This window comes from Bradyrhizobium sediminis, assembly GCF_018736085.1.
Taxonomy (GTDB): Bacteria; Pseudomonadota; Alphaproteobacteria; order Rhizobiales; family Xanthobacteraceae; genus Bradyrhizobium; species Bradyrhizobium sediminis.
This window is the reverse complement of sequence record NZ_CP076134.1, coordinates 1-23,425: the sequence shown is the minus strand read 5'-3', so window position 1 is coordinate 23,425 and position 23,425 is coordinate 1. Positions and strand designations below refer to the sequence as shown.

The following is a 23,425-nucleotide window of genomic DNA, read 5'->3' as shown; positions in this document are numbered from 1 at the left end:
TCGCTTGCTGGTGCAGGGTCGATCGTGATAGGCCGCGCCATTCGCAATTGCCGCAACAGGACTGATCGATGACCACAGCGAAATACGACGTTCTCGGGATCGGCAATGCGATTTTCGACATCCTGGTGCAGACCGACGAGGGATTTCTTGGCCATCACGGCATGACCAAGGGCGGCATGGCGCTGATCGACGAGGCCCGTGCCGCATCGATCTACCGCGACATGGGCCCGGCCACCGAAATGTCCGGCGGCTCAGCGGCGAACACCATTGTCGGCCTCGCCAATCTCGGCGCCCGGGCGGCCTATGTCGGCAAGGTCAAGGACGACCAGATCGGCCGTCTTTATACCCACGACATCCGCGCCGCCGGGGTGGCGTTCGAGACCCGGCCGGCGGCCGACGGCCCCGCCACGGGCTGCTCCTATATCCTGGTGACGCCGGACGGCGAGCGCACCATGAACACCTATCTCGGCGCCGCGCAGGAACTGACATCGGGCGATATCGACGCCGCGCAGATCGCGGCATCCGGTGTCATCTACCTCGAAGGCTATCTCTGGGATCCGAAGAACGCCAAGGAAGCCTTCGTCAAGGCCTCGACCATCGCCCATGACGCCGGCCGCCAGGTCGCGCTGACGCTGTCGGATTCGTTCTGCGTCGATCGCTATCGCGACGAATTTCTCGATCTGATGCGTAAAGGCACGGTCGACCTGATTTTCGCCAACGAGGCCGAACTGCATTCGCTGTACCAGACCTCGGATTTCGACACCGCGCTGACGCAGCTGCGCAGCGACACGAAACTCGGAATCGTCACCCGCAGCGAGAAAGGCTGCGTGGTGGTCTCAAAGAACGGCGTGACGGCAGTGCCCGCATTCCCGATCGACCGGATGGTGGACACCACAGGCGCCGGCGACCTGTTCGCCGCCGGTTTCCTGTTCGGCCTTGCGCGCGGCGCCGGATACGAGAACGCCGGCCGCCTCGGCGCGCTCGCCGCAGCCGAAATCATCCAGCACATCGGCGCGCGGCCGCAGGCCTCGCTGAAGGAACTGGCGCAGCAGAATGGGCTGCCGGTTTAGCGCGTTTTCTTTACCTCTCCCCGCTCTTGTCCGCCGAAGCCCGCCTTCGGGCGAAGGCGGATGCGGGGAGAGGTCGAAATTCGCGAGAGCGAATTTCGGGTGAGGGGGAGCCGCAGCGAGTTCAGTCTGCGAAGCCGCCTTCGGCAAGTCGCCGGGGAGGGTGCGGCATAAGCCCTAAGACCATTCCCTGCGCCCTGATTTCAAGGCGCGAAGATTCTTGGCAAACCTCGGGCGAATCGCGCCGCGAGAACGCGAAGGTGCGTTTGAATGGAGCCTCGTCATTGCGAGCGCAGCGAAGCAATCCATTCTTTCATTGCGCGGCGAGATGGATTGCTTCGTCGCAAGTGCTCCTCGCAATGACGGTCGCTAGCCCCTCACGCCGTCTTCGCCGCCTTCAGCCCGAGCTTGGCCTCGACCGCGTCGCGCATCAGGAATTTCTGGATCTTGCCGGTGACGGTCATCGGAAATTCGTCGACGAATTCGACGTAGCGCGGAATCTTGTTGTGGGCGATCTGGCCCTGGCAGAAGGCGCGCACCTCGTCGGCGGTCAGCGCCTCGCCGGACCGCACCCGGATCCAGGCGCACAGCTCCTCGCCGTAGCGATCGTCGGCGACGCCGAAGATCTGCACGTCCTGGATCTTGGGGTGGCGATAGAGGAACTCCTCGATCTCGCGCGGATAGAGGTTCTCGCCGCCGCGGATCACCATGTCCTTGATGCGGCCGACGATGTTGCAGTAACCCTCCTGATCGATCACGGCGAGATCGCCGGTGTGCATCCAGCCCGAGGCGTCGAGCACGTCGGCGGTCTTTTCGGGCTCGTCCCAATAGCCCAGCATCACGCTGTAGCCGCGGGTGCAGAGTTCGCCGCGTTCGCCGCGCGGCACGATGCGCCCTTCCTGATCGACGACCTTGACCTCGACATGCGGATGAATCCGCCCGACGGTGGAAACGCGTCGCTCCAGCGGGTCATCGGTGGCGCTCTGGAAACTGACCGGGCTGGTTTCGGTCATGCCGTAGGCGATGGTGACTTCGCGCATGTTCATCTCTTCGTTGACGCGCCGCATCACCTCGATCGGGCAGGGCGCGCCGGCCATGATGCCGGTGCGCAGCGACGACAGGTTGAATTTGGCGAAGTCGGGATGGTCGAGTTCGGCGATGAACATGGTGGGGACGCCGTAGAGCGTCGTGCATTTTTCCCGCTCGATGGTCTGCAGCGTCACCAGCGGATCGAATCCCTCGCCGGGATAGACCATGGCGGCGCCCGAGGTGACGGAGGCGAGGTTGCCCATCACCATGCCGAAGCAGTGATAGAGCGGCACCGGAATGCAGATGCGGTCTTGCTCCGTGAGGCGCATCGCGCGGCCGACGAAATAGCCGTTGTTGAGGATGTTGTGATGCGTCAGCGTGACGCCCTTCGGCGATCCGGTGGTGCCGCTGGTGAACTGGATGTTGACGGCATCGTCGAACTGCAGGGTCTTGGCCAGGGCCGCGAGCGCGTCGCGGTGACGCGCGCCGCCCATGCCGGCGACTTGCTCGAACGGAATCGTGCCGGGACATACCGGGCCGCCGACCTGGATCACCATGCGCAGTTGCGGCAGCCGCGCCGCATGCAATTCGCCCGGCCGGGCCGTTGCCAGTTCGGGCATCAGCGTGTTCAGCATCTCCATGTAGTCAGAGGTCTTGAACGCGGTCGCCGTCACGATCGCGGCGCAGCCGACCTTGGCCAGCGCGAATTCGAGTTCGCTGAGACGGTAGGCGGGATTGATGGTGACCAGGATGAGCCCGGCCTTGGCGGCGGCAAACTGCGTCAGCGTCCATTCCGGCCGGTTCAGCGACCAGACGCCGATCCGCGCGCCGCGCTCCAGCCCAAGCGCGAGAAAGCCCGCCGCCAGCGCATCGACGCGCTGCGCCAGTTCCCGCCACGTCCACCTGACGTCATGGCTCGGCGAAACCAGCGCCTCGCGGTCGGCCCAGCGCCGCACGGCCTTGTCGAGGCTGTGCCCGATGGTTTCGCCCAGCAGCGGCGCATCCGCGACGCCGCAAACATAGCTGTCCGCTGATTCTGACATGTTCGTCCCTCCATGCGTCGGCGATCTTCCACCTCGGGGCCGCGTCTCGCAAGCGAGAGCCGCCCGCGCTGGTGGCTGCCGGCGGGATGGGGCACATGACAGCGCGACTGAAGTGCAACACCCGGCCAGATTTTGCGGTGGATGGATTGCAATTCCCATGACCGCCCCGGATATCCGCGATATGTTCGCAAAATCGATCCCGCGCCGGGGAACCGTTTTGGCAGTAAAGCGTTTGAAATACGGCACAATTTGACGTCGCCGGACTGCACGTTTTAGTGAAAATGGTAGTGACTTTTGGGTTGCGGGGGGACGAAGATGATCTCGACCTGGAGCGAATGGAAAAGATATCCCCGGGCCGGGCGCGGCGAAAATATCGAGGCGCCGATCACCCCGGGCATCTATGAAGTCCGCATTGCCGGCACCGGTGCGCTGCACTCGTTCGGTGCGGTCGACAATGTGGCGCAGGCATTGGCGCTGTTGCCGGTCGGGTCCAAGTCCTGGTTCGGACGGCGCGAGCCCGAAGTCACGCCCGACCTCGAATACCGTACCTGTGCGACGTCCTCCAAGGCCGCCGCCAAGGCCGCCGCGGAGCGCATGATCGGCCGCCGCGAAACCTATATGAGCGGCGCGGCCTGATTTGAGCCCGTCATTCCGGGGTGATGCGAAGCATCGAACCTGGAATCTCGAGATTCCGGGTCTGGTCCTTCGGACCATCCCGGAATGACGGGTAGGGTTGGCCGACGAGTCGATGCATCCCGACTCGTTTGCGCCTATATTCGGCTCCAAGGCCAAGAAACATCCCGGGGAGTGACGCCATGACGACCGCTGCCGCACGTACACCGCAAGCCTCCGCGCCATCGCTGCGCGACCGCCTGAAGGATCCGTCGCTGCTGCGCGAGCACTGCTATATCGACGGCGCCTGGGTCGGCGCGCCGGTCTATCCCGTGAACAACCCGGCCACCGGCGCAGCGCTTGCGAAAGTGCCGCAGATGACCGCCGCGGATGCCACGCACGCGGTCGAAGCCGCCCAGCGCGCATTTCCGGCCTGGGCGAAATTCACCGCCAAACAGCGCTCCAATATCCTGCGCAAATGGTTCGAGCTGATCATCGCCAACCGCGAAGACCTGGCGCTGATCCTGACCTCCGAGCAGGGCAAGCCGCTCGCCGAAGCGCTCGGCGAGGTCGATATCGGCGGCGCTTATGTTGAATTTTTCGCCGAGGAGGCCCGTCGCGTCTATGGCGAAACCATTCCGGCGCAGCGGCCGGATGCGCGGCTCTTGGCGATCAAGCAGCCGATCGGCGTCTGCGGCGCGATCACGCCGTGGAATTTCCCGTCTTCGATGATCACCCGCAAGGTATCGCCGGCGCTGGCCGCCGGCTGCACCGTGGTGCTCAAACCCGCCAACGAAACGCCGCTCAGCGCATTGGCGCTCGCAGTGCTGGCCGAGAAGGCCGGCGTGCCCAAGGGCGTGTTCAACATCATCACCGGCGATGCGCCGCCGATCGGCAAGGTCTTGTGCGAACATCCCGCGGTGCGCTTCGTCGGCTTCACCGGTTCGACCGAGGTCGGGAAAATCCTGTACCGGCAGGCTTCTGTCGGGGTGAAGAAACTCGGGCTCGAACTCGGCGGCAACGCGCCGTTCGTGGTGTTCGACGACGCCGATATCGATGCCGCTGTCGAAGGCGCCATGGTCTCGAAATACCGCAACATGGGCCAGACCTGCGTCTGCGCCAATCGCCTCTATGCCCAGGACGGCATCTACGACCAGTTCGTCGAGAAGCTGTCGAAGAAGGCCGCCGCGATGAAGGTCGGCGACGGCACCGAGCAAGGCGTGACGCAGGGCCCGCTGATCAACATGGATGCGATCGACAAGGTCGAGAGGCACATCGCGAATGCGGTCAAGGGCGGCGCCAAGATCGTCACCGGCGGCAAGCGCCATGCGCTCGGCGGCACTTTCTTCGAGCCGACGGTGCTGGCGAACGTCGCACCCGATGCGCTGGTGTCGCAGGAAGAAACCTTCGGCCCCATGGCGCCGGTGTTCCGGTTCAAGGACGAGGCCGATGTGATCGCGATGTGCAACAACTCGCCGTTCGGTCTGGCGTCGTATTTCTATTCGCGCGATCTCGGCCGGGTCTGGCGGGTCGCCGAAGCGCTGGAGTCCGGCATGGTCGGCGTCAACACTGGCCTGATCACCACCGAGGTCGCCCCGTTCGGCGGCGTCAAGGAATCGGGCTTGGGGCGCGAAGGCTCGCATCACGGCATCGAAGAATATGTCGAGATCAAATACGTGATGATGGCGGGGATTTAACCTGCCGTCGCCCCGGCGAACGCCGGGGCCCGTAATCCCGGTCGTCTATTGCAGGAGCGGGGGGCTTCAACAAGGCCGCTTGCACTTCCCGTAACCGTCAACGGCACGGCGTATGGGTCCCGGCGTTCGCCGGGACGACGGCGGATGAAGTTTGCTCTATTCAAGCGATGTCACAGCCCGTCCATAAACTCCCGCAGCCGCGGCGCCCATTTATGCGCGTCGAGGCCGGATGCCGAATGGCCGTATTCGCTGTCGAGCAGGAAATAATCGGCGTCGACGCCGGCGGCCTTGAGCGCCTGCATCACGCCGGGCGCAAGCTCCGGCGGAAACAGTTTGTCGGTGCGGGACAATACATAAAGCATCTTCGCTTTGATGCTGCCGAATTGCGCGGTCACATCAAAACCCCTCAGCGCCTTCGCCAGGATGATCAGCGAATTGGCATCGAACCCCGTTGCCCATCGCGCCGACTCGTCGCGGATCGCCGCCTCGATCGCTTGCGGATCGGACATCGTATCGCGCAGGCGGGTCTCGATGCCGTAGTTTTTCAGCGTGGCGATGCGGATCTGGGTCATGGTCTCCAGCACGCCGCCGCGATCGTAATAGTCGCCGCCGTTCCAGTTCGGGTCCTGCGATAGGGTGGCGAGCAGGCGCGCCACATTTCCTTCCGACCGCTCGCGCGGCACCACAGGAGACGTGACGATGGCGGCAATCCCCTTCATCATGCCGGGATAGTTCACCGCCCACTGGAAGGCCTGGAAGCCGCCATAGGACGGGCCGACGATCGCAACCAGCCTTCCGATGCCGAGATGATCGAGCAGCGCGCGCTGGGTGGCGACGATGTCGCTCACGGTGATGTCGGGAAACCGCGGCCCGTAGGGCTTGCCGGTCGCGGGATCGATGCTCGCCGCATTGGTCGATCCGTAGGACGACCCCAGCATGTTGGGACAGATCGCAAAGAAACGGTTGGTGTCGACCGCCTTGCCGGGGCCGACGATCTCGTTCCAGCTTCCCTCGCCGGTCGATCCCAAGGGATCGATCATCTGCGGACCGCTGGTGTTGCCATGGGTGACCAGCACGACATTGTCGCGGTCGGGCGCAAGGACCCCCAGCGTCCGGTAGGCGATGGTCACGGTCGGCATGACGATGCCGCTTTGCAGGCGGAAATCGCCGGTGACGAAGGTTTTCACGTCAGTGGAGGGAGGCTGCAGCATCGTCACTTCCTGCCATCTCCGCCGAACGCGCCGTGACGTCCGATGCCGGACGCAAAGCGCGCCGCGCCGGACAGCGTCTCGCCTGAGGCAATGACTTCAAGCCCGCCGCGCATTTCGTTGGCGATGGCGTCTTCCTCTTCGAGGTCCCACTGCCGCAGCGCCGACAACCGGTCGGCGCGCATGCAGGTTTGCGGGAAGGCCGCGATCTGTTTTGCCAGCGCAATCGCCTGCGCGCGGGTTTCGCCCCTGGGCACCAGGCGGTTGGCAAGCCCCATGCGCAGCGCCTCCGGGCCGCCGACGGGGCGTCCGGTCAGAATGAGATCGATCGCCTGCGAATGCCCGATCAGCCGCGGCAGCCGGATGGTGCCGAGATCGATCAGAGGCACGCCGAAGCGGCGGCAGAAGATGCCGAAGGTGGCGTCCTCGGCGACCACGCGTATGTCGGCCCACAGCGCCAGTTCCATGCCGCCGGCCACGGCATAGCCTTCGACCGCCGCAATCACCGGCTTCGACAGCCGCAGCCGGCTCGGTCCCATCGGCGCGATCGAATCGTGGCCGCCGATCTCGCGCTTCTTGTTGGGATCGCCCGATGCCACCGCCTTGAGGTCGGCGCCGGCGCAGAAATGGCCGCCGGTGCCGGTAAACACCGCGACCGACGCCTCGGCATCGGCATCGAAAGCCCTGAACGTATCGAACAGCTTGCGCGCAGTCGCGCCGTCGACGGCGTTGCGGCAATGCGGGCGGTTGATGGAGACGATGGTCACCGGTCCATCGCGTTCGACCAGAACTGTGTCGGTCTCGGTCATGCGGCGCTCCCTGTCATTTTTTCTGCCGGGGAGCTTGGCATTAGAGGTCCGACTTAAGCAATCCTGAGTTCGCTTCCGGTAATCCGGCGATAGGCTTCGAGATAGCGCTTGCTGGTGGCGTCGACCACGCTGGCCGGCAGCGGCGGCGGTGGGGCGTCGCCGTTCCAGCGGCCGGCGCGGCGCTCGGCGTCGAGATAATCGCGCAACGGCTGCTTGTCGAAGCTCGGCTGCGGCTGGCCGGGCTTGTAGGCATCCGCCGCCCAGAACCGCGAACTGTCGGGGGTCATCACCTCGTCGATCAGGATGATGTGGCCGTTCTTGTCGCGGCCGAATTCGAATTTGGTGTCGGCAATGATGATGCCCTGCTCGCGGGCGATTTTTTCGCCGAGCGTGTAGACGGCGCGGCTCATGCTCTCCAGCTCGTAGGCCACCTCGTCGCCGAGCACCTCGCGCATCCGCGCGATCGTGATGTTCTCGTCGTGGCCGGTCTCGGCCTTGGTCGCCGGGCTGAAGATCGCAGGCTCCAGTTTGGCGCTTTCCAGCAGGCCCGGCGGCAGCTTCTCGCCTGCCAGCGTGCCCTGGGCTGCGTATTCCTTCCAGGCCGAGCCCGAGAGATAGCCGCGGACCACGCATTCGATCGGAAACACTTCCGTGCGCTTGCATAGCATCGCCCGGCCGGCGAGCGAGGCGCGATGGCCCTGCAGCGCCGGTACCTCTGACATGATGGTGTCGGCGTCGGCGCTGATCATGTGATGATGCACCACGCCTTCGAGCAGCTCGAACCACCAGGCGCTGATCTGCGTCAGCACCGCGCCCTTCATCGGAATGGTCTCGGCCATGACGACATCGAACGCGCTGATGCGGTCGGTGGTGAGCAGCAGCACGCGGTCGTCGCCGACGGCGTAGATATCGCGGACCTTGCCGCGCCCGATCCGGGGAAGGGGCAGGTCGCTGGCGAGCATGGTGGTCATCGGCGTACTTTCAAAGGTGGAACGATCCCGGCGGGCGCGCGAGGGAAGCGAGCATAGGGGATAGCTCACTCCGGCAGCGGAATGAACTCGTGTTCGTCGGGAACGTGAGCGAAACGGCCGGTTTTCCAGTCCTGTTTGGCCTGTTCGATCCGCTCCCTGGAGGAGGAGACGAAATTCCACCAGATATGGCGCGGCCCTTCCAGCGCGTCGCCGCCGAGGAACGTCATCCGGGTCGGCCCGACGGTCTTGACGGTGATGCGGTCGCCGGGCCGGAAGATCAGCAGCCGCGGTCCCTGATAGCGATCGCCGGCGATTTCGATCTCGCCGTCGACCAGGTAGATCGCGCGTTCCTCGTGGTCGGGATCGAGCGGCAGGGTCGTGCCTTGTTCCGCGGTTACCTCGGTATAGAACCACGGCGACACCATGCTGACCGGCGATGTCGCGCCGAACGCCTGGCCCGCAATAACGCGCGCGGTGAAGCCGCGATCCCTTACCTTCGGCAGGTCGGCGGCGGCGTAATGCTGGAACGACGGCGCGATCTCCTCGGAAGCCGCCGGCAAGGCGATCCAGCTCTGCAGGCCCAGCATTTTCTGGCCGCTGGCGCGCTGCACGTCCGGCGTCCGCTCGGAATGGGCGATGCCGCGGCCGGCCGTCATCAGGTTCATCGCGCCGGGCTGGATTTCCTGGATGTTGCCCTCGCTGTCGCGGTGCATGATCGAGCCGTCGAACAGGTAGGTGACGGTGGCGAGACCGATATGCGGATGCGGGCGAACGTCCATGCCCTTGCCGGACATGAACTGCACCGGTCCGAAATGATCGAAGAAGATGAAGGGCCCGACCATCTGGCGCTTGCCGTGCGGCAGCGCCCGGCGCACCTCGAATCCGTCGCCGAGATCGCGGGTGCGCGGCACGATGACCAGTTCGAGTGCGTCGCAGGACAGGGGATCGCCGAGCACGGGATCGTTGGAGGGGAGCCAGCTCATGGGAACTCCGTGATCTTTGCGGCGATCATAGCAGGAAATCTCCGGAGTAGTCCAAGCGCGGGATTGCCTCGTCGCTTGCGCTCCTCGCAATGACGGCGGTAAGCATCTCACAAGGGCTTCGCCGCGACGAGCCTTCGATAAAATTGGGGGGAACCGATGCTCGTTTCTACCAAGTTATACCAACGGCCGCGGCTTTTGACTCATTTTGGGATTCCCAAATCAGAGAAACTCTGACTCGATGTTTGCTTTTGAGAGGAGCAGCATCGATGGGTGGAGCGGTTAGGATCCTACGGCTTGATTTGACGGCAAAGGACCTTCGTGCGGCGGCGGGCCGGGAGAAGGATGGTTCAGCAGCACGGCGGATGTTGGCTCTTGCGATGGTGCTCGATGGGATGGATCGCAAGTCGGCGGCGGAGAGCTGCGGCATGGATCGCCAGACCCTGCGGGATTGGGTGCATCGCTACAACGCTGAGGGCTTGGACGGCCTGCACGATTTGAAGACGCCAGGTCCCACGCCAAAACTCACAGCGGAGCAGCAAGCCGAACTGGCCAAGCTGGTTGAGGCCGGGCCCGATCCGGCTCGCCATGGGGTAGTGCGCTGGCGGCGCGTGGATTTGCGCGACGAGTTGCAACGGCGCTTTGGCGTCGCATTGCATGAACGCTCGGTCGGCAAGGTGCTGGCGAAGCTCGGCTACCGCCGGCTCTCGGTGCGTCCGCGCCATCCGCAGGCCGACGAAGAAGCCCAGGAGGCCTTTAAAAAAACTTTGCCGCAACGGTCGCGGCGCAACTCCCCGACCGCGCGAAAGACAAACCCATCGAAATCTGGTTCCAGGACGAAGCCCGCATCGGCCAGCAAGGGACGCTGACCCGCGTCTGGGCCAAGCGAGGAACACGGCCTCGTGCGCCACGCGACCAACGCTACGAGTGGGCTTACATTTTTGGCGCCGTCTGTCCGCAACGCCGAGCTACGGCGGCGCTCGTCCTGCCCGCCGCCGATACCGATGCCATGTCCATGCATCTGGCCGAAATCGGCCGCCGTGTTGCGCCGGGAGCACATGCTGCGCTCGTCATTGATGGCGCAGGCTATCACGTCGCGGCGCGTCTCTCCGTTCCAAGCAACATCACGCTCGTCCGCCTGCCGCCCTACGCTCCAGAGCTGAACCCGGTCGAGAATGTCTGGGAATATCTGCGCGGCAACAAACTCGCCATCACCGTGTTCGAAAGCTACGACGACATTGTCGACAAATCCTGCGCTGCTTGGCGCTTCTTCGCCGACGACCCCGAGCGCGTTGCCTCAATCACATCCAGAACCTGGGCGACGGTCATTCCTTGAGGCCGTTGGTATTAGGCGCAACGCCCGCCCCATCGGACGGTCCCGTCATCGAAACGCCGCGGCTGATACTGCGGCAATGGCGCAGCGCCGATATCGCGCCCTACACGGCAATGCTGGCCGATCCCCCGACCGCGCGGTTCATCACCGTCGATGGCAAGCCGGTGCTGGATGAAATGACCGGCTGGCGTCACACTGTCGTGATGGCCGGGCACTGGACGTTGCACGGCGCCGGCATGTTCGCGGTCGAGGAAAAATCCTCAGGCAAATTCGCCGGCCGCGTCGGGCCGTGGTTTCCGCCGGCCTGGCCGGGCTTTGAAGTCGGCTGGGGCATTGCCAGCGAATTTCGCGGCAAGGGCTATGCCGCCGAAGCGGCGCGGGCCTCGATCGACTGGGCATTTGCCACGTTCGAACTCGACCGGATCATCCACTGCATCGACCGCGAGAACGTCGCATCGCAGGGCGTGGCGCGCCGGCTCGGCGCGGCGCCGGAGCGCGAGATCGAACTGTTCGGCCACACCGCGGATGTATGGGTCACCCGGCGCGAGACGTGGGCGGGTTGACGGCGGCGGCCTATTGCCGGCCGAGCTGCGTGGCCTTCTCGACGCGATCGAACCGTTCCAGCGACAGGATTGCATCCGCAAGCTGGTCGGCGCGGCCGTTCAGCACCGGACGGGCGAGGGTGAGAAACTTCTGCTGCATCGCCTGTGCGTCCGGGAACGAATTGGGCTCGCCGGAAGGATCGGCATAGAGCCGCTCGTGCACGCCGTCGTCGGTGGTGATCGAGACGCGGGCGCCGAACGGATGAGTACGGCCGGCCTCGAGGCGATCGTCCTGCACCACGTCGAACTTGTCGGCCAGCGCACCCACGGCCTTGTCGCCGAGCTTATCGTAATCGTCCCAGCCGAAGCGGCCCTGGTCGAGCGCCACGGCGCCGGTGAAGAACATCGAGAACTGTCCGCCGACGATCGAGGTCGGATGCCGCTTGGTGGCGGCGTCGCCGGTCAGCGTGATGCCGTTGCGATGCAAGCCGATCTCGACGCGCTTGATCTGGTCCGGCGTCAGATTGTGCTCGCGGCGCATCGCGATCAGCGCATCGAGGGCTGCGTGGGTGTAGCGGCAGCTCGGATAGGGTTTTACGCCGATCTTCATGGTCTCATAAGTCTTGCCGAGGTCGGCGACCGCCTTGTCGGGATGGGGATTGTCGCTGTAGCCGACCAAAAGACCATGCTTGCCTTCGATCGATTCGGAGGAGCCGATGAAATCGTTGCGCGCCAATGTGGCCGCGATCACGCCGTTCATCGCCGCGGCGCCGACCTGATAACGCTTGTTCCAGGCGCCATTGACCAGGAACTGCAGCGAGCCGGCGGCCTGGCTGCCGGAGACGCCGAATGCGGAGACGATTTGCTCTTTCGACAATCCAAACAGTTTTGCCGCCGCCGCTGCAGCGCCATAGGTTCCCGCCGTCGCTGTGGGGTGAAAGCCGCGCGCGTAATGCGAGGTCGGATCGAGCGCGTTGCCGAGCCGGCAGCACACCTCATAGCCGGCGACGATGGCGGTGAGCACGTCGCGGCCGGAAGCGCCGACGAGTTCGCCGACCGCGAACGCGGCCGGCACCACCGGCGCGCTCGGATGCAGCGAGGAATCCGCATGGGTGTCGTCGAAATCGAGCGAATGGCCGAGCGCGCCGTTGAGCAGCGCCGCCACCGCCGGCGTCCAGGTCTTGGCATCTCCGAACACGGTGGATTCGCCCTTGCCGTCGAGCGCCAGCGCTTCGAGCATTTTCACGAGCGAAGGCGTCGATTCCGCGTCGCGCCGCGCCCGGATGGCGCTGCCGAGGAAGTCCAGCGTCAGCACCTTGGCGCGCGCCAGCACCTCCTGCGGGATATCGGCGAATTTCAGGTTGGCGACATAAGCGGCCAGCGTCGCGGTTTCATGGGCCATGGCGTTGCCTCGTTTGTTCTTGCGCGTTCCTGTATGCGGACTTTTGGTACGGCTGCCGTGGCGTGCCGTCAACATCAGCTGCGGCGGGTCAGACCCTTGCTTTCCATGCGCCAGATCAGGAGATCGATGCGGTCCTGTCCGAAGAACGGCTCGTTCTCGAACGCGAAAGTCGGCACGCCCCAGTGGCCGGAGGCGGCGTGGGCCTGTTCATTGCCCGATATCACCTGCTCATGGCGGTCGGGATCGGCCGATGACCCGGTCAGCGTGATTGGCTGGCGGGAACAAAGCACGCACCGGGCAGCGCGTCCATGCGATCGCGCGAAGTGCCGGGCTCAGGCTGCAACCTGCCGCAGCATGGCGCGGACGACGAGCCGGTGAAACGGCAGGATGGTCGCGAGATAGACCCGGCCGAGCAGGTTGTGCGTCAGGACCAATGTGGTTGCCGTGACATTCCGGCTGCCGCCGGAGCCTGCGACATCGACCACGACGCGGAAATCCAGGTGCTTGTCGTCGAAGCCCGCGACCAGGCGATCCGGCGTCTGGCTCAGAACCGGAAACAGCCCGATGATGTCGGCGGTGCCGCTCTGGTTCGGCGCGGAGGTCTTCAGGCCGAGCGGCGCCACGATGAGATTGCGCAGGCTCAGCAGGGCATCGATCCAGGGCGGCCCACGCGCCAGCATTCTTTCCGCCGCTTGCCGCGCGTCGAGGGCGGCATCCTCAACCGCGATGCGGTAGGCGTCGATGAACTGCGCGCCCGGCAGCAACGCGCCGGGGTCAACGTCGGGATCGACCTCGCGGACCTTCATGTCCAGCCTCTGCGGTTCGCTTCAATTCACGGCAACCATTCTTGCGCGTTCCAGATGCCCCGCAAGCCGCCGGAAACGCAAGACCAGAAGCAGGGCATAGAGCGCGGTGCCGCAGGACAGCCCGATCCAGACGCCGACCGCGCCGAGCCCGGTCCAGAAGGCAAGCCCGTAGGCGGCGCTGAATCCGATCAGCCAGTAGCTGATCGCGGCAAACAACAGCGGGATCCGCGTGTCGTTCATGCCGCGCAGCGCGCCTGCCGCGACGGTCTGGATGCCGTCGGCGACGAAGAATGTCGCGCCGACCATCAGCAGCGTCGCGGTGAGCTCGATGACGACGCCTCCGCTTTCCACCCCCTCGCCGAGAAAGAATCGCGCGATCGCAAACCGGGCGAGGATCACGGCCAGCGTCAGGCTGGACACCAGGACAATGCCGAGCGTGGTCGCGACCAGGCCCGCCCGCTTGACCGCCGGCGCATCGTTGCGGCCGACGGCATGCCCGACCCGCACGGTCGCCGCTATTCCGATGCCGAACGGCACCATGAACAGGATGGCGGTGACCTGCAGCGCGATCTGATGCGCCGCCAGCGCGGTGGTGCTGATCAGGCCCATCAGCAGCGCTGCGGCGGCGAACAGGCCGTACTCCAGCAGGAATGAGATCGAGATCGGCGCGCCGATCACCACCAGTTGCCGCATCAGCAGCCAGTCGACGCGCCATATCCGGCCCAGCACGTGGTATTTCTTGAACGGCCGGCGGCCATGCGCGAACCAGAGGCCGGCCAGGAACATGCCGAAATTGATCATCGTGGTGGCAAGCCCGGCGCCGAACAATTCCAGCCGCGGCAGTCCCCATTCGCCATGGATCAGGAGATAGACCAGCACGGCATTGGCGGGGATCGCCGCCAGCGTGATCCACAGGCCCGGCTCCGGACGGTTGACCGCGCCCATGAAGCCGCGGATCGCCAGGAACCACAGCGCCGGCGCAATGCCCCAGGCGAGGCCCAGCAGATATTCCTGCGCGCGTCGCGCGGTCGCCGGCGCCTGACCCAGGGTCAACAGGATCTGCTCGCCGTAGAGCGGCAGAGCCATCAACGGCAGGGAAATCAGCAGCGCCGCCCAAAGCCCGACGCGAAGCGAACGCCGCACCATCCGCGGATTGCGGGCGCCGAACGCCTGCGCGGCCAGCGGCGCCACGGCGGATACCAGCCCCATGCCGAAGGTGAAGGTGATGAAGAACACCGAACTCGCCAGCGCCGCGGCGGCGACGGCCTCGTCGCCGAGGCGTCCGATCAGGGCCAGATCGGTCGTCATCATCGCGATCTGCCCGAGCTGGGTCAGCGCGATCGGAACCGCCAGCTTCAGCGTCTCGGTCAGTTCGACGGCGAGGTGATGGCCGGAGGCTGCCGTAGCGACCGGCGCTCGCCGGATTTCATCAAGGGATGTCATGGCGCGACATTAGCATTACCGCTGGACGAAAGCGTGGCGGCGCGGTCCCAATGTTTTGATCAGGTGTCGCGGGTCCGCTCCGGCACCCGCGTGATCCTGGCGCCGAGCGCGTTGAGGCGTTCGTCGATGCGTTCATAGCCGCGCTCGATCTGGTCGGCGTTGTTGATGGTGCTGACGCCCTCGGCGCAGACCGCGGCCAGCAGCATCGCCATGCCGGCGCGGATGTCGGGCGAGGTCATCAGCGCGCCGCGCAGCCGGCTCGGCCCCGCCACGATCGCCCGGTGCGGGTCGCACAGCACGATGCGCCCGCCCATCGCAATCAGCTTGTCGACGAAGAACATCCGCGATTCGAACATCTTCTCGAACATCAGGATCACGCCGTCGCACTGGGTGGCGGTCACGATGGCGATCGACATCAGGTCCGCCGGGAAGGCCGGCCACGGCTGATCCTCGAGCTTCGGAACGTGGCCGCCGAAATCATCGTGGATCTTCATGGTCTGTCCGGACGGCACCACGAGATCGTCGCCCTCGACGCCGCAGACGATGCCAAGCCGCTCGAAGCCCATCCGGATCGAGCGCAGGTGCTCGACGCCGGCCCGCGCGATGCGCAGCGGCGAGCGGGTCACAGCGGCCAGTCCGATCAGCGAGCCGACCTCGATGTGATCAGGCTGGATCGAATAGGTGGCGCCGCCGAGCGTCGCCGGTCCATGGACGATGATGGTGTTGGTGCCGATGCCTTCGATGCGCGCGCCGAGCGCGACCAGGAAATGCGCGAGGTCCTGCACATGCGGCTCGGAGGCGGCGTTGCGCAGGTAGGTGGCGCCATGAGCGCCGACAGCGGCGATCAGCGCGTTCTCGGTGGCCGTCACGCTGGGCTCGTCGAGAAAGACGTCCGCGCCCTTCAGCCGCGTGGCGCGAAATTCCAGCCGGTGGGTGGCGGTGACGGTGGCGCCGAGCTGCTCGAAGGCCAGCAGATGCGTATCGAGACGCCGCCGGCCGATGACGTCGCCGCCGGGCGGCGGCAGCATCACCTCGCCGCAGCGGGCCAGCAGCGGCCCCGCCAGCAGGATCGAGGCACGGATTCGTGCACATAGTTCCGGATCGAGGTCGGCCGCGCGAATGCTCCTGGCATGGATTGCCAGCGTATTGCGCTCTCGCCATTCGGCGGACGCGCCGACCGAGCGGATCAGCTCCACCAGCGTCTCGGTGTCGCGAATGCGGGGGACGTTCTCGAGCGTGACCGGGTGCTCGGTCAGCAATGCCGCAGCGATGATCGGCAACGCGGCATTCTTGTTGCCGGCGGGCGCAATGGTGCCCGCCAGCCGGTGGCCGCCTTCAACGATGTATTGAAGGGGTGGCACCTGATGGCCGCTCACACGTCCACATTGGCGCTGAGCGAATTATCCTGGATGAATTCGCGCCGCGGCTCGACCACGTCGCCCATCAGCTTGGTGAAGATGTCGTCGGCCTCGTCGACCTCCTTGATCTTGACCTGCAGCAGCGAGCGTTCGTTGGTGTCGAGCGTGGTTTCCCAGAGCTGGCTCGGGTTCATCTCGCCGAGGCCTTTGTAGCGCTGCAGCGCCACGCCCTTGCGGCCGGCGTCGGTCACTGCCTCGAACAGGCTGACCGGCCCGTGGATCGCGGTTTCGGTGTCCTTGCGGCGCAGCAGGCCCGGCTTCGGATAGGCTTCCTGCAGCTTGGCGGCGTAGTCGTCGAGCTTGCGCGCGTCAGCCGAGCCGAGCAGCGCGTCGTCGATCATGGCGACGTCCTTGACGCCGCGCACGGTGCGCTCGAACTGGAAACCCTGGCCTTCGATGAAGCGCCCGGTCCAGCCGCGCTCGACCTCGTCGGCCAGCGCATCGAGCCGGCGCGCGATATAGTCCGCAGCGGCGTTGGCGGTGGCGACGTCGCCGGTGACCTTCGGGCTCAGCACCCCGGCGATCGCCGCCTGCTCGATCACCTTGCGGTTATAGCGGCTGTGCAGATTGTGCAGCGTGGCGCGGATGACCCGGGCATCCTCCACCAGCGCCAACAGGTCGCGGCCCTTGCGGTCCTCGCCCGACGCCAGCTTGAAGACGCAGTCGTCAAGGCCGGTCTCGATCAGGTAATCTTCCAGCGCGCGCTCGTCCTTCAGGTACTGCTCGGACTTGCCGCGCGTCACCTTGTAGAGCGGCGGCTGCGCGATATAGAGATAGCCGCCCTCGATCAGCGCCGGCATCTGTCGGAAGAAGAAGGTCAGCAGCAGGGTCCGGATGTGCGCGCCGTCGACGTCGGCGTCGGTCATCAGGATGATCTTGTGATAGCGCAGCTTGGAGAGGTCGAAATCGTCGCGGCCGATGCCGGTGCCGAGTGCGGTGATCAGCGTGCCGATCTGCTCGGAGCCGAGCATCTTGTCGAAGCGCGCGCGCTCGACGTTGAGGATCTTGCCGCGCAGCGGCAGCACCGCCTGGAATTCGCGGTTGCGGCCCATCTTGGCGCTGCCGCCGGCCGAGTCACCCTCGACGATGAACAGTTCCGATTTGGCGGGGTCTTTTTCCTGGCAGTCGGCGAGCTTGCCGGGCAGCGAGGCGACATCGAGCGCGCCCTTGCGCCGGGTCAGTTCACGGGCCTTGCGCGCGGCCTCGCGGGCGGCGGCGGCTTCCACCACCTTGCCGACGATGGTCTTGGCTTCCGCGGGATGTTCCTCGAACCAGGCGGCGAGGGCCTCGTTGAGCACGTTTTCGACCACGGGCCGCACTTCCGAGGAAACCAGCTTGTCCTTGGTCTGCGAGGAGAATTTCGGATCTGGCACCTTCACCGAGAGCACCGCGGTCAGGCCCTCGCGGCAGTCGTCGCCGGTCAGCGCGATCTTTTCGCGCTTGGCGATGGCGTCGGCATAGCCGTTGACCTGGCGCGTCAGCGCGCCGCGGAAGCCCGCCAGATGGGTGCCGCCGTCGCGCTGCGGGATGTTGTTGGTGAAGCACAGCACGTTCTCATGATAGCTGTCGTTCCACCACAGCGCCGCCTCGACGCCGATGCCGTTCATTTCGGCGTTGATCATGATCGGCGCGGGCACCATCGGCTTCTTGTTGCGGTCGAGATACTTCACGAACTCGATGACGCCGCCGTCGTAGCGCATCTCCTCGCGCTTCTCGACCGCGTGGCGCATGTCGGACAGCACGATGTTGACGCCGGAATTCAGGAACGCGAGTTCGCGCAGCCGATGCTCCAGCGTCGCGAAGTCGTATTCGACGTTGGTGAAGGTCTCCTTGGAGGCGAGGAAGGTCACCTCGGTGCCGCGCTTGCCGTGGGCGTCGCCGACCACTTTCAGCGGCGCCACCGCGTCGCCATGGGCGAACTCGATGAAGTGCTCCTTGCCGTCGCGCCAGACCCGCAGCTGCAGCTTCTCCGACAGCGCGTTGACGACGGAGACGCCGACGCCGTGCAGACCGCCGGAAACCTTGTAGGAATTCTGGTCGAATTTTCCGCCGGCATGCAGCTGGGTCATGATGACCTCGGCCGCGGAAATGCCTTCGCCCTTGTGGATATCGACGGGAATGCCGCGGCCGTCGTCGCGCACGGTGACGGAGCCGTCGGCGTTGAGCACGACTTCCACCGCGGTGGCATGGCCGGCGAGCGCTTCGTCGATGGCGTTGTCGACGACTTCGTAGACCATGTGGTGCAGGCCGGAACCGTCATCGGTGTCGCCGATATACATGCCCGGCCGCTTGCGCACGGCGTCAAGGCCCTTCAATACCCGGATCGATTCCGCACCGTATTCGATGGGAACGGAATGCTCAGTGTCGGCGATCGATTGCCGGGCAGGTTCTGTCATGTGAGGCCTTCGAGGATGTCCCGAATCAGCGGCGCAAAATAGGCGCTGATCGGCCTATTTGTGCCATGAAAGGCGCCATGCGCCTAGCGCAAAGTCTCTATCAGCAAGCTGTTGAATAAATGGGATTTTTTGAGGGTTTTTCAAGGCGTCCGAACGCCGATTCCGGGTGTCGCAAAAAGCGCGATTCGGAAGGCGATTCCCGGTCCCGAATCCCGGGATTTTTCTGGCCGTCGAGCCGGCGGGATGGCCGCCTGCATCGTCAGGCCCGGCGCGCGATCCGGCCGGAATCGACGTCGAAAATCTCGCCGGACGGACCGATGTCGGCGAAGGCCGCGGGGTCGGCGCCGGTCATCCAGACCTGCGCGCCGAGTTTTGCCAGTTCGTCGAACAGCGACTTGCGCCTGCCGGGATCGAGATGCGCCACGACCTCGTCGAGCAGCAATAGCGGCGTGATGCCGGTCATCTCGGCGACCAGACTGGCATGCGCCAGCACCAGCCCGATCAGGAGCGCCTTCTGCTCGCCGGTGGAGGCGTCGCGCGCCGGCATGTTCTTCGGCGCGTAGATCACCTGCAGATCGGTGAGGTGCGGCCCGTCGAGGGTGCGGCCGGCGGCGGCGTCGCGGGCGCGGCTGGCGCGCAGGATCTCGCGGTAGCGGTCCTCCACGGAGGTCGCGGGCTCGCTGACCAGCGCGTTTTCCATCCAGCCGTCGAGCATGATCTGCGCGGACGGGAATGCCGACGCCTCGCCGCGAGCGCGCAGCATTGCGGCCAGCCGCGTCACGGTCTGGCCGCGCATCGCCGCTACCGCGACGGCGAGTTCCGCGGTTTCGCGTTCGATCGCGTCGCACCAGTGGTCGTCGTAATTGCGCACCTCCAGCAGCCGGTTGCGCGAGCGCAAGGAACGGTCGAGCGCCGACACCCGGCTGGAATGCTCAGAGTCGATCGCCAGCACCAGGCGGTCGAAGAACCGCCGCCGCTCCGAGGCTGCACCCAGAAACAATCCGTCCATCGAGGGCGTCAGCCACACCATGCGCAGATGGTCGCCGAAGGCGGTGGCCGAACCGACCGGCTCGCGGTCGATCCGGCAGCGGCGGCTGGTGGCAGCACCCTCGCTGCCGGGCGGGTCGATGCCGGTGCCGAGCGTCGCCAGCCCGAGCGCGCCCTCGACCTCGGCGGACACCGCCCAGGAGCCGTCGCCCTGGATGTCGGCGACATCGTCGAGCGTGGCGCGGCGCAGGCCGCGTCCGGGCGACAGAAACGAGATCGCCTCGATGCAGTTGGTCTTTCCGGCGCCGTTGGGACCGACCAGCACCACCATGTCGCCGCGCGTCGCAAGGCTCGCCGCGCGATAATTGCGAAAATGCGTCAGGCTGAGGCGGCGGATGCGGGAGGCGGTCATGGTTTGTCGTCATTGCCGGGCTTGACCCGGCAATCCATCGTCCGCGTTAGCGGACAATTTCTTCGTATAGATCTCGCCAATCCGGATTGCTCGCGGCGATCAGATCGATTTTCCACTCGCGCGACCAATGCTTGATGTTCTTTTCACGTTGAAGCGCTGCAGCTATGCTTTCGTGCGATTCAAAGTACACTAACGTCTTGATGCCGTACCGCTTGGTGAAACTCTCGGCCAAGCCCTCACGATGCTCGTAGACTCGCCGCACCAGATTGTTCGTCACGCCGATGTACAGCGTTCCTCCGGGTTTACTGGCGAGGATGTATACCCAATAGGTCATTTTTCGAAGTTGATGGATTGCCGGGTCGAGCCCGGCAATGACGTATTAGCTGTGGTTCCCTACACCCGCATCGGCATCAGCACGTAGAGCGCGCCCTTGGAATCCTTGTCCTGCACCAGCGTCGGCGAACCGGGATCGGCCAGTTTCAGCACCGCGACCTCGCCCTCGATCTGGGCGGCGATATCCAGGAGATAGCGCGAATTGAAACCGATATCGAGCGCGTCGGAGGCGTATTCGACCTCGAGCTCTTCGGTCGCACTTCCGGAATCCGGGTTGGTCACCGACAGCACCAGCTTGCCCGCGGACAGCGCCAGTTTCACCGCGCGGCCGCGCTCGCTCGAAATCGTCGAGACGCGATCGACCGCGGCCTCGAAATCCTTCTTGTCGACGATCAGTTCCTTGTCGTTGTTCTGCGGAATGACGCGGCCGTAGTCCGGAAAGGTGCCGTCGATCAGTTTCGAGGTCAGCACCACATTGCCGATGGTGAAGCGGATCTTGCCCTGCGACAGCTCGATCCCGACCTCGGCCTCGTTGTCCTCGATCAGCCGCTGCACCTCGCCCACGGTCTTGCGCGGTATGATTACGCCGGGCATGCCGTCCGCCCCCTTGGGCAGCGGCAGATCGATCTGCGCCAGCCGATGCCCGTCGGTCGCGACCGCGCGCAAGGTCGCTGCCTTGGCGCTGCCGGCGGTGTGCAGATAGATGCCGTTGAGGTAGTAGCGGGTCTCCTCGGTCGAGATCGCAAATTGCGTGCGGTCGATCAGCCGCTTCACGTCGGCGGCGGCCAGCGTGAACGAATGCGTCATCTCGCCGGCGGCGAGATCCGGAAAATCGTTTTCGGGCAGAGTCTGCAGCGTGAAGCGCGAGCGGCCGGCGCGGATCGCCAGCACCGAACGGTCGCCGTCGCCCTCCAGCACGATCTGGGCGCCGTCGGGCAATTTGCGCACGATGTCGTAGAACATGTGCGCCGGCACCGTGGTCGAGCCGCCGGTCGCGGTCTCCGCCGGAAGCGTCTCGGTGACCTCGAGGTCGAGGTCGGTGGCCTTCAGCGACAGCCGCGCGCTTTCAGCGCGGACCAGCACGTTGCCCAGGATCGGAATGGTGTTGCGGCGCTCGACCACGCGATGGACGTGGCCCAGCGATTTCAGGAGTTGCGCGCGCTCGACGGTAACCTTCATTGCAATACCCGCCTGATCCTAAGATGGAAAAGCCGGGCGGCCCAAAAGGCGCGCCGCGGCATTTGAAACCCGAAAGGCCTGATCGGAGCTGGATTTGACCAAACCCGCGGGGGGACCGCAAGGTGGCGCGGATGGCCCTTGAGCGCAAGAGAAAGGCGGGGCCGTTCCCCACGTTTTGCCGGGAAATCCGCGCGCCGGGGCTCATGGCCACCGGCGCTTGTCGATGCAGAAGCCATCGACCGCTGTATCGCAAAGGCGCGCCCGGGTCCCGGCGTGCGGAGGGACGACGATTTGAAGCGGCTCCGTCACGGGACGGAGAAAATCCTACTCCTGCAATTGACGCTTCAGCGATTCCACCTCCTCGGAGAGGGCAATGTCCTTGGAGACCAGGGCCTCGATCTTGCGAACGGCATGCAGCACCGTGGTGTGGTCGCGCCCGCCGAAGCGGCGGCCGATTTCGGGCAGCGAGCGTAGCGTCAGGGTTTTCGCCAGATACATCGCGACCTGGCGCGGGCGGACCACATTCGCGGTACGCCGCGAAGACAACAGGTCGGAGCGGCTGACATTGTATTGCCGGGCCACCACCCGCTGGATGTCCTCGATCTTGATGCGCTTGGGTTCCTGCGGACGGATCAGGTCGCGCACCTCGCGCTCGGCCATCTCCAGCGTCACCGGCTGGGCGTTGAGTTTGCTGTGCGCGAGCAGGCGATTGATGGCGCCCTCGAGGTCGCGGCCATTGTGGGTGATGGTGCGCGCAAGATAGTCCAGCACCGGCGCCGGCACGTCGAAGGTCGCATGATGCGCGCGGGCGGCGGCGACACGCGATTTGAGGATTCCGAGCCGCAGTTCCTCGCCGAGCGATCCCATCTCGACGACGAGACCGCCGGCCAGGCGCGAGCGCACGCGGTCGTCGAGGCTCTCGAGATCCGACGGCGGACGGTCCGCCGCGATCACGACCTGGCGACCGGCGTCGATCAGCGCGTTCAGGGTGTGACAGAATTCGGCCTGGGTCGATTTGCCCTGCAGGAACTGCAGATCGTCGATCACCAGCACGTCGATGCCGCGCAGGGCCTCCTTGAACGCCAGCGCAGTCTGCGTTTTCAGCGCCGCGACGAAGCCGTACATGAACTTCTCCGCGGTGAGATAGAGCACCTTGCGTTCGCTGCCGGAATTGCCGGCCCATGTCACCGCCTGCAGCAGATGGGTCTTGCCGAGCCCGACGCCGGCATGGATGTAGAGCGGGTTGAACATCACGCTGTCGCCGCGCCGTCCCTCCGCAACCTGACGCGCCGCCGCATGCGCCAGCGTGTTGGAGCGGCCGACGACAAAGCTTCCGAAGGTCAGGCGAGGATCAAGCGGCGAGCCGCCGAGGGCGTCATGGCTGGCGGAGACCGGCGCGGTCGCGGTGGCGCGCAATTCGGGCGCGGGACGGCCGTCGGACCGCTCGGAACGGCGCGCGTCGAGCGGGGCGGAAGCGGCCTCCTTGGCGGGCGCCACGCAGCGCATCGCGGTGCGCACCGTGAGATCGATCCGGTGCACCTCCGGCATCTCGGCCTGCCAGCAGGTGAGGACGCGTTCGGCGTAATGGGCCTGGATCCAGCTCTTGAGAAACCGCGTCGGCACCGAAAGCCGGACGCTTTCATCCTGCACGCCTTCCAGGTCCATGCGCGCAAACCAGCTTGTGTAGACGTCTTCTCCCACGCTCGAGCGCAGCCGACCCTTCACGCGTGACCAGCGATCCTGTTCCGTATTTGTCAT

19 protein-coding genes and 1 pseudogene are annotated in these 23,425 nt (G+C 65.4%); 5 read left to right on the top strand and 15 right to left on the bottom strand.

Annotated elements, in window-relative coordinates:
* The first annotated feature begins 68 nt into the window (after window positions 1–68).
* Complete coding sequence (locus tag KMZ29_RS00100) at window positions 69–1,070, top strand: adenosine kinase (RefSeq protein WP_215621946.1); 1,002 nt, start codon at window positions 69–71, stop codon at window positions 1,068–1,070.
* Window positions 1,071–1,444: 374 nt separating this feature from the next.
* Here the strand turns inward: KMZ29_RS00100 and KMZ29_RS00095 are convergent, their stop codons facing one another.
* A complete protein-coding gene (locus KMZ29_RS00095) occupies window positions 1,445–3,139 on the bottom strand; it encodes an AMP-binding protein (protein ID WP_215621945.1) in 1,695 nt (564 codons plus the stop codon).
* Window positions 3,140–3,454: 315 nt separating this feature from the next.
* Between KMZ29_RS00095 and KMZ29_RS00090 the strand changes: the two genes are divergently transcribed.
* The gene (locus KMZ29_RS00090) at window positions 3,455–3,775 is read left to right on the top strand and encodes a hypothetical protein (RefSeq protein WP_215621944.1); all 321 of its coding nucleotides are present in this window, start codon (window positions 3,455–3,457) and stop codon (window positions 3,773–3,775) included.
* A gap of 179 nt (window positions 3,776–3,954) precedes the next feature.
* Complete coding sequence (locus KMZ29_RS00085) at window positions 3,955–5,448, top strand: NAD-dependent succinate-semialdehyde dehydrogenase (RefSeq protein ID WP_215621943.1); 1,494 nt, start codon at window positions 3,955–3,957, stop codon at window positions 5,446–5,448.
* Window positions 5,449–5,618: 170 nt separating this feature from the next.
* Here the strand turns inward: KMZ29_RS00085 and KMZ29_RS00080 are convergent, their stop codons facing one another.
* From KMZ29_RS00080 to KMZ29_RS00065, 4 genes are all read right to left on the bottom strand, one after another.
* Entirely contained in the window at window positions 5,619–6,659 is a 1,041-nt protein-coding gene (locus tag KMZ29_RS00080; protein WP_215621942.1) for an alpha/beta fold hydrolase, read from the bottom strand.
* Between the two features lie 2 nt (window positions 6,660–6,661).
* A complete protein-coding gene (locus KMZ29_RS00075; protein WP_215621941.1) occupies window positions 6,662–7,465 on the bottom strand; it encodes a crotonase/enoyl-CoA hydratase family protein in 804 nt (267 codons plus the stop codon).
* A gap of 53 nt (window positions 7,466–7,518) precedes the next feature.
* Window positions 7,519–8,436, bottom strand: a complete 918-nt coding sequence (locus tag KMZ29_RS00070) for a phosphoribosylaminoimidazolesuccinocarboxamide synthase (RefSeq protein WP_215621940.1) — start codon at window positions 8,434–8,436, stop codon at window positions 7,519–7,521.
* Window positions 8,437–8,501: 65 nt separating this feature from the next.
* Entirely contained in the window at window positions 8,502–9,419 is a 918-nt protein-coding gene (locus tag KMZ29_RS00065; protein ID WP_215621939.1) for a pirin family protein, read from the bottom strand.
* Between the two features lie 266 nt (window positions 9,420–9,685).
* Between KMZ29_RS00065 and KMZ29_RS00060 the strand changes: the two genes are divergently transcribed.
* Window positions 9,686–10,752, top strand: a protein-coding gene (locus KMZ29_RS00060) for an IS630 family transposase (protein ID WP_215620268.1) whose coding sequence is annotated in 2 segments (ribosomal slippage) — window positions 9,686–10,175 and window positions 10,175–10,752 — 1,068 coding nt in all. Because the reading frame shifts where the segments join, the coding sequence is not laid out codon by codon here.
* On the top strand, window positions 10,749–11,312 hold the full coding sequence (locus tag KMZ29_RS00055; protein ID WP_215621938.1) for a GNAT family N-acetyltransferase: 564 nt from the start codon (window positions 10,749–10,751) through the stop codon (window positions 11,310–11,312). Before KMZ29_RS00060 ends, KMZ29_RS00055 begins: the two co-directional genes overlap by 4 nt.
* A gap of 10 nt (window positions 11,313–11,322) precedes the next feature.
* Here the strand turns inward: KMZ29_RS00055 and KMZ29_RS00050 are convergent, their stop codons facing one another.
* The 10 genes and pseudogenes from KMZ29_RS00050 to dnaA form a co-directional block, all read right to left on the bottom strand.
* Window positions 11,323–12,693, bottom strand: coding sequence for an MmgE/PrpD family protein (locus KMZ29_RS00050; RefSeq protein ID WP_215621937.1), 1,371 nt, complete (start codon window positions 12,691–12,693; stop codon window positions 11,323–11,325).
* A 74-nt stretch (window positions 12,694–12,767) separates the two neighbouring features.
* Window positions 12,768–12,944, bottom strand: a pseudogene (locus KMZ29_RS00045) (2-hydroxychromene-2-carboxylate isomerase); the annotation flags it as partial.
* Window positions 12,945–13,025: 81 nt separating this feature from the next.
* Window positions 13,026–13,499, bottom strand: a complete 474-nt coding sequence (locus KMZ29_RS00040; protein ID WP_215621936.1) for a DUF2867 domain-containing protein — start codon at window positions 13,497–13,499, stop codon at window positions 13,026–13,028.
* 21 nt (window positions 13,500–13,520) lie between these two features.
* Entirely contained in the window at window positions 13,521–14,942 is a 1,422-nt protein-coding gene (locus KMZ29_RS00035) for an MATE family efflux transporter (protein ID WP_215621935.1), read from the bottom strand.
* 59 nt (window positions 14,943–15,001) lie between these two features.
* Window positions 15,002–16,303 (bottom strand): UDP-N-acetylglucosamine 1-carboxyvinyltransferase, encoded by a 1,302-nt coding sequence (gene murA / locus KMZ29_RS00030; RefSeq protein WP_215621934.1) that lies wholly within the window; start codon window positions 16,301–16,303, stop codon window positions 15,002–15,004.
* Between the two features lie 11 nt (window positions 16,304–16,314).
* Entirely contained in the window at window positions 16,315–18,756 is a 2,442-nt protein-coding gene (gene gyrB / locus KMZ29_RS00025) for a DNA topoisomerase (ATP-hydrolyzing) subunit B (RefSeq protein WP_215621933.1), read from the bottom strand.
* A gap of 259 nt (window positions 18,757–19,015) precedes the next feature.
* On the bottom strand, window positions 19,016–20,155 hold the full coding sequence (gene recF, locus KMZ29_RS00020) for a DNA replication/repair protein RecF (RefSeq protein WP_215621932.1): 1,140 nt from the start codon (window positions 20,153–20,155) through the stop codon (window positions 19,016–19,018).
* A gap of 46 nt (window positions 20,156–20,201) precedes the next feature.
* A complete protein-coding gene (locus KMZ29_RS00015; RefSeq protein WP_215621931.1) occupies window positions 20,202–20,489 on the bottom strand; it encodes a GIY-YIG nuclease family protein in 288 nt (95 codons plus the stop codon).
* A gap of 59 nt (window positions 20,490–20,548) precedes the next feature.
* Window positions 20,549–21,667, bottom strand: coding sequence for a DNA polymerase III subunit beta (gene dnaN, locus KMZ29_RS00010; RefSeq protein ID WP_215621930.1), 1,119 nt, complete (start codon window positions 21,665–21,667; stop codon window positions 20,549–20,551).
* Window positions 21,668–21,991: 324 nt separating this feature from the next.
* On the bottom strand, window positions 21,992–23,425 hold the full coding sequence (gene dnaA / locus KMZ29_RS00005) for a chromosomal replication initiator protein DnaA (RefSeq protein ID WP_215621929.1): 1,434 nt from the start codon (window positions 23,423–23,425) through the stop codon (window positions 21,992–21,994).

What these genes read in the sequence shown, in the direction of transcription:
- KMZ29_RS00040 (WP_215621936.1), bottom strand. Translation starts at nt 13,499, where the DNA reads ATGAAGGTCCGCGAGGTCGATCCCGACGTTGACCCCGGCGCGTTGCTG.
- KMZ29_RS00015 (WP_215621931.1), bottom strand. Translation starts at nt 20,489, where the DNA reads ATGACCTATTGGGTATACATCCTCGCCAGTAAACCCGGAGGAACGCTG.
- KMZ29_RS00075 (WP_215621941.1), bottom strand. Translation starts at nt 7,465, where the DNA reads ATGACCGAGACCGACACAGTTCTGGTCGAACGCGATGGACCGGTGACC.
- gyrB (WP_215621933.1), bottom strand. Translation starts at nt 18,756, where the DNA reads ATGACAGAACCTGCCCGGCAATCGATCGCCGACACTGAGCATTCCGTT.
- KMZ29_RS00070 (WP_215621940.1), bottom strand. Translation starts at nt 8,436, where the DNA reads ATGACCACCATGCTCGCCAGCGACCTGCCCCTTCCCCGGATCGGGCGC.
- KMZ29_RS00080 (WP_215621942.1), bottom strand. Translation starts at nt 6,659, where the DNA reads ATGCTGCAGCCTCCCTCCACTGACGTGAAAACCTTCGTCACCGGCGAT.
- KMZ29_RS00085 (WP_215621943.1), top strand. Translation starts at nt 3,955, where the DNA reads ATGACGACCGCTGCCGCACGTACACCGCAAGCCTCCGCGCCATCGCTG.
- KMZ29_RS00035 (WP_215621935.1), bottom strand. Translation starts at nt 14,942, where the DNA reads ATGACATCCCTTGATGAAATCCGGCGAGCGCCGGTCGCTACGGCAGCC.
- KMZ29_RS00050 (WP_215621937.1), bottom strand. Translation starts at nt 12,693, where the DNA reads ATGGCCCATGAAACCGCGACGCTGGCCGCTTATGTCGCCAACCTGAAA.
- KMZ29_RS00090 (WP_215621944.1), top strand. Translation starts at nt 3,455, where the DNA reads ATGATCTCGACCTGGAGCGAATGGAAAAGATATCCCCGGGCCGGGCGC.
- KMZ29_RS00095 (WP_215621945.1), bottom strand. Translation starts at nt 3,139, where the DNA reads ATGTCAGAATCAGCGGACAGCTATGTTTGCGGCGTCGCGGATGCGCCG.
- dnaN (WP_215621930.1), bottom strand. Translation starts at nt 21,667, where the DNA reads ATGAAGGTTACCGTCGAGCGCGCGCAACTCCTGAAATCGCTGGGCCAC.
- recF (WP_215621932.1), bottom strand. Translation starts at nt 20,155, where the DNA reads ATGACCGCCTCCCGCATCCGCCGCCTCAGCCTGACGCATTTTCGCAAT.
- KMZ29_RS00065 (WP_215621939.1), bottom strand. Translation starts at nt 9,419, where the DNA reads ATGAGCTGGCTCCCCTCCAACGATCCCGTGCTCGGCGATCCCCTGTCC.
- dnaA (WP_215621929.1), bottom strand. Translation starts at nt 23,425, where the DNA reads ATGACAAATACGGAACAGGATCGCTGGTCACGCGTGAAGGGTCGGCTG.
- KMZ29_RS00100 (WP_215621946.1), top strand. Translation starts at nt 69, where the DNA reads ATGACCACAGCGAAATACGACGTTCTCGGGATCGGCAATGCGATTTTC.